This window comes from Streptomyces sp. NPDC054975, assembly GCF_053609105.1.
Genome location: NZ_JBSGWV010000115.1, coordinates 1 through 1225, shown reverse-complemented (window position 1 = coordinate 1225; position 1225 = coordinate 1). Strand labels below are relative to the sequence as shown.

Genomic DNA, 1225 nt, shown 5'->3' with positions numbered 1-1225 from the left:
AAAGTATTGTATAATTTGGATAAATACACTAAAATAAGGTTATAACAAATTTATAAGAACATATGTGCTTATAAAGGGGAGTGTCAGTATGGCTTATAATGTGCAGTCAGTTGCAAACTGGTTTCTGTCAAAAGAACCGATGACGCCAAAGAAGCTACAAAAGATATTGTATTATGCTTACTCTTGGTTTTTAACACTTGAAAACGAAAATCCGGAAGAGTTGGAAAACAAATTATTCAACGAAAAATTCGAAGCGTGGGTTCACGGTCCGGTAATTTATTCAATTTATGATCAATACCGTCATAAAGGGTATCAAGAAATTGAAAAATTTGAAGGTCAGTTACCAACCTTTGATGAAGATACTGTAGATATACTTCAACAAGTATGGGAAGTGTATGGGCAATACAATGGGAATGAGTTAGAAACACTTACTCATCAAGAATCACCTTGGTTAAATGCGAGAAAAGGGTATCAGCCATTAGACAGATGTCGAGAAGAATTAGAGGATAAAGATATTTTCGAATGTTATATACAGCGGGTTCAATAAAATGGCGAAACGCAAAGGAAAAAAAGTAAAACAAGTTTCAAATACTTTTGAACCTAAGCGTGCTGTTCAAAGTGGAATTCCCCCTACTAGGGGTGAAAAGTCTCTCACATTTGATCTATCCTATGAAAAGTGGATGAAGGGCGTTAATATGAAAAAGTTCACTAATAAGTTGAAGGATATGGAACAGCATTCATTATACACGCACGAAATTTTTAGTAAGGTTATCCCTAATGTTCATAGAAATTGGGATGTAATCAAAAAAAGCAAAGGGCAGGGACAATTCACACATTGTCATATACTGGATGGGGATAAAAAGCAACTAGCTATTCAAATTGCTGAGGAAATACACGGAAAAACAATTTTAGATGAAGAATCTGACTTTAACGTTTGGCAATTTGGAGTTTCTAACTCTATACGAATAATAGCTGTTTATGATCACCATAATGATATAGCTTTCCCACTTTTTTTAGATTACCATCATTTGATTTATCCGAGTGTAAAATATAATCAAAGTGATTATGAGAAATATGATTTTTGCCCTCATTTAACATATAGTTCTTAAAAGCTCACATTCTGTTGTGAGCTTTTATATTATCCACTTTTTCGTTAATTTATCCCACTTTAATTCACCTTTCATCAAAAGGCTCTTCACAGCTGCACGAATATCCTCTTCACTCT

2 protein-coding genes are annotated in these 1225 nt (G+C 33.7%); both read left to right on the top strand.

The features are described 5' to 3' along the window. Positions 1–88 precede the first annotated feature (88 nt). Complete coding sequence (locus ACWF79_RS34825; RefSeq protein ID WP_015382967.1) at positions 89–547, top strand: Panacea domain-containing protein; 459 nt, start codon at positions 89–91, stop codon at positions 545–547. Between the two features lies 1 nt (position 548). Further along, entirely contained in the window at positions 549–1109 is a 561-nt protein-coding gene (locus tag ACWF79_RS34820) for a hypothetical protein (protein ID WP_015382968.1), read from the top strand. Positions 1110–1225 lie beyond the last annotated feature (116 nt).

Excerpts from the sequence above, each read along its gene's own strand:
- ACWF79_RS34825 (WP_015382967.1), top strand. The coding sequence starts at position 89 with ATGGCTTATAATGTGCAGTCAGTTGCAAACTGGTTTCTGTCAAAAGAA.
- ACWF79_RS34820 (WP_015382968.1), top strand. The coding sequence starts at position 549 with ATGGCGAAACGCAAAGGAAAAAAAGTAAAACAAGTTTCAAATACTTTT.